Below are 9,156 nucleotides of genomic sequence, written 5' to 3'. Positions count from 1 at the left end.
CAAAATGTGCTGAAAAACTGAATAAATTCATATCTAATTGTTTGATTACTACAAATATACAAAAGTTATGATAAATTACGGATATTCATAAAAATAATTATGAATTTAAAATTACAATGTAAATCGAGGATGTTTTATGCATTTTTGATGGCTCTTTTCTCGGTTTGGGGATGGGGTCAGACGACAATAGCTTTTAACGGAGCTGAAGATAATGGTTCAACATTGACCTTATCTGATCAAGGAAGTTGGAGTGTTTCAAGTACAAATACAGGTTATCCTAGTGCTAATCGTATAAAAACAGGTACTAAATCCTTTCAATCTGTAACTTCTTCTTCTTCTTCTACCGCAGCATATACTTCTACATTAATTTCGAATGGAGTGGATGTTTCTGGGTATACTTCGAAATATATTGAGGTTTGGAATTCGTCTATTTCCACAAGTAATGGAAATGGAATTGATTCTTCAATTGATAAGTTGGAAATTTATGTTTCGCAAACATCTACTTTTTCTTCAACACCAGATGTTCTCATTAATGCTGCAGGAAGTACTTACGGAAATATCAGATGGGGAATGGCTGGTAGTGGTGTCATAACAGCAAATGCGGGAACTCAAGTAGTGAAATCTTATTCAACGAATATTGCGAATGGAGGAGAAACTAAAACTGGTGCAGATGCATTTTCTAAAATTGTTGTTAATGTTCCCGATGCTTGGACAACTGTTTATATAAAGATAATTGCAATAAATAATACCAATTCGGAAGTATGGTGTGTTGATGATATTGCGATTAAAGGTACAGCTGCACCAACGGGCCCTACTTTAAGCACAGGTAATACAACTTCTTTATCAGGATTTACTTATCAAGTTGGAAATGGTCCTTCGCTTTCTCAAAACTTTACCGTGACAGGAAGTAATCTCACCAATAATTTAGATATTATTACGCTAAGTAATAATTATGAATTTTCTACTGCAAACAACGGAACATATACAACATCATTGTCTTTAGCTCCTAATGCAGGAAGTATAAACCAAATAATTTATGCAAAATTAAAAGCAGGTTTGCCAGTAGGCAGTTATTTAGATGTTGCCATACTAGGAAGTAATGGTGCTGCAGATAAAACAGTAACATTGAGTGGTAATGTTACGGCTCCCGTTCCAATTGTTAATACAAGTACAAATTCTTTATCAGGATTTAATTATCTGAAGGATAATGGTCCTTCTACAGAGCAAAGTTTTACAATTAGCGGAAACAACTTGGGTAGCGATATCATTATAACAGCGCCAACGCATTATGAGATTTCTACAACTACAGGTAATAGTTTTAGTAATAGTATTAATTTATCGCAGGTAAATGGTACGGTTAGTAATCAAACTATTTACGTAAGACTGAAATCAAATTTTGGTATAGGTACTTATAATGAATATATTACTGGAAGTTTTATTCAACCTATTTTGGTAAAAGGATATGTAACTTCTCCTGTTGTAATTAGTCAAATTTATGGTGGTGGAGGTAACTCTGGTGCATTATACAAAAATGATTTTATAGAACTTTATAATAAAAGTAACAAACCTGTTAGTTTAAATGGGTATTATTTATATTATGCCTCCTCAGGTTCATTTAGTAATGCAAATAATACAGCTTTCACATCTTTACCAAATGTTACTTTGCTTCCGGGGCAATACTATTTGATTAAAGAAGCAGCTGGTAATGGTGGAACTACAGACTTTACAGCAGATTTAACTGGAGTAATAAATTTATCTGCTACTTCTGGAAAAGTTGCACTGACAAATAGTAGTACTCAACCAAGTGGTTCTACAGATTTAAGTATAATAGATTTCGTTGGTTTCGGATCAGCAAATGATAAATTAGGAACTAACACTACCGTTGCACCAAGTAACACCACTGCGGTATTCAGAAAAAATGGAGGAGCAACGGATACTCGTGATAATGCAAATGACTTTGATACACCTGCGACGACTCCTAATCCTAGAAATACATCTTCACCTGCAAATATTACAGATCCAAATTTAGTGGTTTGGAATGGCTCGGCTTGGGCTGGTACACCATCTGCTACAACAGATGTTTATATTACAGGTAATTATAATGAACCAAATTTAGTTCCTGTTAAAGACTTATATGTTTATAATGGAAAAACTTTAACAGTTAACACATCAGTAAACGCAAATAATGTCATTAACAATGGAAGTATTGTTGTAAATGATAATTCGAATTTTTTCCAGGATGTAAATTCAATATATTCAGGAACAGGTAATTTTAAAGTTTTGAAAAATGGAAATAGTGATGTGGGTAAATATGCATTTTGGTCTTCTCCGGTAGTTGGTCAAGATTTAAATGTGATCTATGGTTCACTTACTCCAGATTTTATTACAGAATATGATACCCCAACAGATTACTTTGTTAATGCAGGATCTACAACTTCTGTTTTTGGTAAAGGTTACTCTATTAAAACTCCAGATGTTCCTAGCAATCATATTGTTACTTTCACTGGGGTGCCAAATAACGGAACGCAAACTTTTGCATTATCTAATGGAGGAAACAGATATAATTTGGTAGGAAACCCTTACCCGTCAGATTTAAATTTAGATGCATTGTATGCTTTAAACGCAAGCAAAATTACCAGTACATTCTATTTTTGGGATAATACCAGTGCATCTGTAACTACGCAATCTGGAGGAACAACAAACAATTATGGGTATGCAACTTATAATGCGTCAGCAACTTCCGGAACATCAGGAACTTTTGTAGCATCTCCTAATGTTGGTTCTATAAATCCTTCTGGGAATGTGGCAAAAATTGGACAAGGGTTCTTTGTAAGATTAATGCCTAATTTATCAAATAATACATCATTGAATTTTGATAATAGTTTGAGAGTGGCATCTACAGGTACTTTCTTTAACAAAAACAATAATGCTGGGGTTGGTAAATATTGGTTGAGATTAAGCTCATCTTACGGTACTAATAATACTTTAGCGGTTACTTACTCTCCAGCTGCCTCTAACTCTTATGATGCTTTTGATTCTAAAGCAATTGCAATGGGATCCGATGGTTTTTATACTGTAGCAGATGCACAGAAACTTATCATTCAGGGTAGAGAAACGTTTAATATTAATGATGTGGTTCCTGTTGGAACGAAGCATTTCGAAAATGGAAACTTTACTATTGCTTTAATACAGAAAGAGGGTCTTTTCAATAACGGACAGGCAGTTTATCTTCACGATAAAGCAATGGGTACTTATACAGATCTTCAGAATGGTAGTTATTCTTTTGCAGCAAACCTTGGAGAAAACTCCAATAGATTTGAGATTGTATACAAACTGGGAGTATTGTCTACTTCTGAAGTTACAAAAGATGCTTTCGAAGTATACAGAAATGGAGAAGATTTCTTTGTGAGAAACGATAAAAATATAGACAGCGTGACTATTTACGATGCTTCTGGAAGACAAATTCAGACTTTAAATGGAGGAGCAAAAGAAATTAGAATTTCTTTAAATGCAAAAGGGGTTTACCTTGTAAAAGCAGTATCTCAAGGAAAAGAATACACTAAAAAAATTATTAAATAAAAGAAGTACAGCAATAATATAACTGAGATATTGTCAATCTCTTTTATAGAAATAATTGTACAAAATTCTTTATAAAATAAATTAAGTTATGAAAAAGATAATACTAGTCGCATTGTTTGCCGTTTCAAATTTTGCCTTTGCGCAACAAAATGATTCGAACAATCCTTATGTGTACGAGACTCAGAATGATCCTGCTGATGCTGACGAATTTCCTAGTAACCCAGGAGATCCTAAAGTTGCTCCAATAGACGACTATATTCCGGTACTTTTTATTATTGGATTGGTTATTGCAGTCGGAGTTTCGATGAAAAAGAAAACGAAGATTACGGAATAATTCAATATTCAATTTACATAAAGAAAACTCCCAATTTTTTGGGAGTTTTTTGTTTTGAAATTTAAATAAACTGAGTTCAGGGAGTAATAACAAATTCCAAAACTCAGATTAAAAAAATTATCTATTAGGTTTCACAGGTTGAATTTCTCCTGTACTCATATGTTCGAAAACTGTTGGGAAAAACATTACAAGTACAAAGTAAATAACAATCATTAATATAACTAAAGCAAATAAGATAAGTACTAAACTGTTAGGTTTGTTTCTTGTTTGTGGTTCCATGATTTTGGTGGTTTTTGAATTAATACTTATTCTTAAGCCAATTTCTTGCCACACTGTTTGCAGTAGCGTGCATCGTCATCAATATCTTCATTCCCACAACGTTCGCAGACCTTTTCTAAGTTTTGTCTTTTGCTTCTCATTTCTGCAGTCACAATTCCTGTGGGAACTGCAATGATAGAATAACCAGCAAGCATGAGAATAACAGCAAAAAATTTTCCCATGGGTGTTATAGGAGACACATCACCATAACCTACTGTTGTTACCGTTACTACTGCCCAATAAATAGATTGCGGTATGGTTTCAAACCCGGATCTTCCTCCTTCCACCATAAACATGAGTGAACCTACAATTACAGAGAAAATGATGAGAAATAAAAGGAAAATATAAATTTTTCTTGAACTGTTTTTAAGAGCTCTTACGATGAGGTATCCGTCATCCATAAAATCCAAAAGATTGAAAATTCTGAATACTCTAAGCATTCTCAACATTCTGAAAATTAAAAAATACTTCGTAATCGGAAAGAAAAAACTAAGATAAAAAGGTACTAATGCAAGAAAATCTATAATACCAAAAAAGCTGAAAATATAATTTTTTTTATTTTTTATAACTGCAATTCTCAGAAAATATTCTGCACTGAAAAAAATAGAAATTATCCATTCTGTAATAACAAAGTAATTGTGAAATTTTTTGTCGAACTTCGGGATACTTTCCATCATGATGATGGCTGTACTTAATAGGATAAGAACAAGAAGCACAACATCAAAAAGTTTTCCCAGCCGGGTATCCGAACGGTAAATCACCCGATACAAAAACCTTTTCCAAAGTTTATCTTCGGGAATTAGATTGTGTTCTCTTTCCATGAGTGTTTTTTGTTTAACTAAATTATAACTAATTTCGTGACAAACATACAGAATAAAATGACAATAAAAGAGGTAATTTCTATCATAGAATCGCAGATTGCTATTCCACAAGCGGAAGATTTTGATAATGTAGGACTTTTATGCGGACTTCCCAGCCGCAATGTAAGCGGAATTTTGGTTTGTCATGATGCATTAGAAAAAGTAATTGACGAGGCTATCGATAAAAACTGTAATCTTGTTGTTTGCTTTCATCCCATTATATTTTCTGGTTTAAAATCTATTACAGGAAAAAATTATGTAGAAAAAGCAGTCTTAAAAGCTATAGAAAATAAAATTGCTATTTATGCAATTCATACTGCTTTAGATAATGATTTTTTTGGAGTAAATGCAAGAATTTGCAATCAGTTGGGTTTGAGAAATTTAAAGATTCTTCAGCCTAAAAAAAATAATTTAAAACAGCTTACCGTTTTTGTTCCTAATGACTATTCTGAAGATGTAAAAGAAGCACTTTTTGCGGCAGGAGCCGGGAATATAGGGTTTTATGATGAATGCAGTTTTACCATCGAAGGAAAAGGAACTTTCAGACCGATGGAAGGTTCTACACCTTTTTCTGGGCAACTCAACAATAGGGAAGATGCAGAAGAAAAGATGATTTCGGTAATTTTTGAGTCCTATAAACAAAACCAAATCGTTTCAGCGATGAAAAAAGCCCATCCTTATGAGGAAGTGGCACATCAGATTTATAGTTTGGATAACCAAAATCAGTATTCAGGTTTAGGAATGTATGGTGAGTTTGAAAATGAAATGGAAGAGAAGGATTTCTTGAAGTTTATAAAAGATAAGTTTAAAGTTGATATCATTAAACATTCAGATTTTACTGGAAAAAAAATTAAAAAAGTAGGGGTTTTGGGTGGTTCCGGAGCAAGTGCTATAAAATCTGCTTTGGGCAATAACTGTGACGCTTTCATCACCGGAGATCTTAAATATCACGATTATTTTCAGGCAGAATCTAAGATATTAATTTGCGATGTAGGACATTATGAATCTGAACAGTGGGTTGCAGAACAAATATTTGAAATTTTATCACAAAAAATTAGTACATTTGCAATCTTAAAATCTAGTGAAAAAACAAACCCAGTAAATTATTTCCTTTAGATATGGCAAAAACCACCGAAATTTCAGTCGAAGAAAAATTAAGAGCTTTGTATGATCTTCAAATCATCGATTCAAGATTGGATGAAATCCGTAACACAAGAGGAGAATTGCCGATCGAAGTGGAAGATCTTGAAATTGAGATTGAAGGTCTTGAAACAAGAGCAGAGAAATTTCATGCAGAGATCAAAGATCAGAACGATCAGATCAATACAAAAAACGAAGTTATCAGCCACGCAAAAAATCTTATTGATAAATACAAATCTCAACAGGATAATGTAAGGAACAATAAAGAGTTTGAAGCTTTAGGTAAAGAAATAGAATATCAGGAACTGGAGATTCAGCTTTCTGAAAAGAGAATTAAAGAATTTGGTGCAAAAATTGGGCACAAAGAAGAAACTTTAGCAGAACTGAATAATAAAATCAGCGATCTTAAAAACCATCTTAAATTCAAAAAAGAAGAATTGGAAGGTTTAATTTCTGAAACTCAAAAAGAAGAAGAATACCTAATCGAAAAATCTAAAGAATTTGCGTCTAAAATCGACGAAAGATTATTAGCTTCTTACAACAGAATCAGAAGTAACTCTTCTACAGGTTTAGCGGTTGTAGGATTAGAAAGAGGTGCTCCAAAAGGATCATTCTTCACCATTCCGCCTCAAAAACAGATGGAAATCGCTCAGAGAAAGAAAATTATCATCGACGAGCATTCAGGAAAAATCTTAGTAGATGATGAGTTGGTAATGGAAGAAACAGAAAAAATGAATTCTGTTATTAAATTCTAATTAGATATTCTAAAAATACAAGACCGGAAATTTATTTTTCGGTCTTTTTTATTTTTATGCAAAATCATTTTAATCTTTATGGTTTACTTCTTTAATAAGGTATAATCAAATAAAAGCCGATTCAAATATTTTGAATCGGCTTTAGCTTGTTGAAAGAAATTTTTATTCTTTATGGTCATACATTTTATTGTAAAGATCGATGAATTTTTCTTTAATTGCTTTTCGTTTAAGTTTAAGCGTAGGCGTAATAAGTCCGCTTTCTATACTCCAAACTTCTGGTGTTAATTCAATTTTTTTAATTTTTTCCCAATTACCCAGATGTTCGTTAATTTTATCTACTTCTTTTTCAATTCTGGCTTTCAGTTCTGGGCTTTTTGCGATTTCTTTAGGTGTGGTTCCCAAATTTAAATTATTTCTGGCTGCCCAGTTTTTAGCAAATTCAAAGTCAGGCTGAATGAGTGCTGTTGGCATTTTTTCACCATCGCCAACTACCATAATCTGCTCAATAAACTTAGAACCTTTGGCTAAATTTTCTATGGTTTGAGGAGCAATATATTTTCCGCCAGAAGTTTTAAACATTTCCTTTTTTCGGTCTGTTATCTGGAGGAAACCTTCGCTGTCAATATGTCCGATGTCTCCGGTTTTAAAGAATCCGTCGCTGGTGAATGCCTCTTTGGTCATTTCTTCATTTTTAAAATATCCTTTAAAAACAGAAGGTCCTTTTACGGTAATTTCGCCGTCTTCCTGAATTTTCACCGTTAAATTATCCAAAGGATGTCCTACGGTTCCTACTTTCATCTGTTGAAAAGAGTTTACAGATATTACAGGAGAAGTTTCAGTTAGCCCATATCCTTCCAAAATAGGAATTCCTGCATTTTGAAACATTAAATTCAGTCTTGTAGAAAGAGCTGCAGATCCCGACACTAAGGTAATGATTTCGCCACCTAATCCTTCTCTCCATTTTTTAAAAACCAATTTGTCTGCAATAATTTCAGCCAATCCCGATGGTTTTGAAATTTCTTTCTTTTTCTGAATTAAATTTAAAGCCCAGAAGAATATTTTCTCTTTTAATCCTCCTGCGCTAGAACCGGTATTGTAAATTTTATCATAAACCTTTTCTATTAATCTGGGTACAACACTCATGTAATGGGGTTTAACCTCTTTTACATTTTCACCCATTTTTTCGATGCTTTCGGCGAAATACACAGAAAAACCATGATACTGAAACAGATAGAACAACAAACGTTCAAAAATATGGCAGATGGGTAAAAAACTCAGAACTCTGGTGTCTTTATAATCGAGATTTTTCTTTTTGGGGATTCTGGGCAGACATCCTAGAAGATTAGAAACAATATTTTCATGGCTCAACATTACTCCTTTGGGTCTGCCTGTAGTTCCGGAAGTGTAAATAATGGTTGCAATCTGGTCTGGATTAATAGCTTTAGACAAGTCTTCTACTTCAATTTGAGTAGAATCATCTTCCCCTAAATCCAGAATTTCTTTCCAATTAGCAGCTCCGTTAATATTATCGAATGTAAATATCCCCTGTAAACTCGGTACCTGATGTTTAATTTTCATCACTTTGTCGAGTAATTCTTTGTCCGAAACAAAACAGTATTTTACTTCTGCATTGCTGAAGATAAATTCGTAATCCTCCGATGAAATGCTTGGGTAAACAGGTACGGATACAACACCAATTTGCGAAAGCCCCAAATCCATAATTGCCCATTCTGTGCGAGAATTTGTAGTAATAAGAGCAATTTTATCTCCCGGTTTTATACCCAGTTTTAAAAGCCCTCTGGAAATCTTATTCCCCTGATTGATAAACTCCAGCGTAGAAGTTTTTTTCCACTCGCCCTGATATTTTGTTACAAACATATCGTTTTTAGGCAAGTTTTGCAGAGCATAATAGGGTATATCGAATAATCTTTTTATAGACATAATGGTATTATATAGTTAGAAATTTAAATATAAGCATTTTTTTTAATAATGAAATTTTATCTAATGATTTGATAAATTAATAAAATGTATGCCATAATATCTTGTTAGATTTAATTTTAATCTAATTTTAAAATGAATATCCGTAATTTATCATAACTTTTGTATATTTGTAGTAATCAAACAATTAGATATGAATTTATTCAGTTTTTCAGCACATTTTGGGACAGAA

The 9,156-nt window shown here is 33.0% G+C and carries 6 protein-coding genes; 4 read left to right on the top strand and 2 right to left on the bottom strand.

Annotation, left to right across the window (positions count from 1 at the left end; genetic code table 11):
• Positions 1-99 precede the first annotated feature (99 nt).
• Positions 100-3,579 (top strand): lamin tail domain-containing protein, encoded by a 3,480-nt coding sequence (locus tag IV513_RS14105; protein ID WP_209391199.1) that lies wholly within the window; start codon positions 100-102, stop codon positions 3,577-3,579.
• A gap of 88 nt (positions 3,580-3,667) precedes the next feature.
• Positions 3,668-3,913 (top strand): hypothetical protein, encoded by a 246-nt coding sequence (locus IV513_RS14100; protein ID WP_209391198.1) that lies wholly within the window; start codon positions 3,668-3,670, stop codon positions 3,911-3,913.
• 311 nt (positions 3,914-4,224) lie between these two features.
• Here the strand turns inward: IV513_RS14100 and IV513_RS14095 are convergent, their stop codons facing one another.
• Positions 4,225-5,052, bottom strand: a complete 828-nt coding sequence (locus IV513_RS14095) for an ion transporter (RefSeq protein WP_209391197.1) — start codon at positions 5,050-5,052, stop codon at positions 4,225-4,227.
• Positions 5,053-5,109: 57 nt separating this feature from the next.
• Between IV513_RS14095 and IV513_RS14090 the strand changes: the two genes are divergently transcribed.
• A complete protein-coding gene (locus tag IV513_RS14090) occupies positions 5,110-6,207 on the top strand; it encodes a Nif3-like dinuclear metal center hexameric protein (RefSeq protein ID WP_209391196.1) in 1,098 nt (365 codons plus the stop codon).
• 2 nt (positions 6,208-6,209) lie between these two features.
• Positions 6,210-6,986, top strand: a complete 777-nt coding sequence (locus tag IV513_RS14085; protein WP_209391195.1) for a zinc ribbon domain-containing protein — start codon at positions 6,210-6,212, stop codon at positions 6,984-6,986.
• Between the two features lie 162 nt (positions 6,987-7,148).
• Here IV513_RS14085 and IV513_RS14080 read toward each other — a convergent pair whose 3' ends face one another.
• Positions 7,149-8,927: a long-chain fatty acid--CoA ligase gene (locus tag IV513_RS14080; protein ID WP_209391194.1), complete on the bottom strand. Its 1,779-nt coding sequence runs from the start codon at positions 8,925-8,927 to the stop codon at positions 7,149-7,151.
• Positions 8,928-9,156 lie beyond the last annotated feature (229 nt).

Source organism: Chryseobacterium sp. RR2-3-20, from assembly GCF_017808115.1.
GTDB classification, from domain to species: Bacteria; Bacteroidota; Bacteroidia; order Flavobacteriales; family Weeksellaceae; genus Chryseobacterium; species Chryseobacterium oryzae.
This window is presented reverse-complemented; position numbering and strand designations above follow the sequence as displayed.

Coding starts and splice junctions, on each gene's coding strand:
- IV513_RS14105 (WP_209391199.1), top strand. CDS start 100: ATGAATTTAAAATTACAATGTAAATCGAGGATGTTTTATGCATTTTTG.
- IV513_RS14100 (WP_209391198.1), top strand. CDS start 3,668: ATGAAAAAGATAATACTAGTCGCATTGTTTGCCGTTTCAAATTTTGCC.
- IV513_RS14095 (WP_209391197.1), bottom strand. CDS start 5,052: ATGGAAAGAGAACACAATCTAATTCCCGAAGATAAACTTTGGAAAAGG.
- IV513_RS14090 (WP_209391196.1), top strand. CDS start 5,110: ATGACAATAAAAGAGGTAATTTCTATCATAGAATCGCAGATTGCTATT.
- IV513_RS14085 (WP_209391195.1), top strand. CDS start 6,210: ATGGCAAAAACCACCGAAATTTCAGTCGAAGAAAAATTAAGAGCTTTG.
- IV513_RS14080 (WP_209391194.1), bottom strand. CDS start 8,927: ATGTCTATAAAAAGATTATTCGATATACCCTATTATGCTCTGCAAAAC.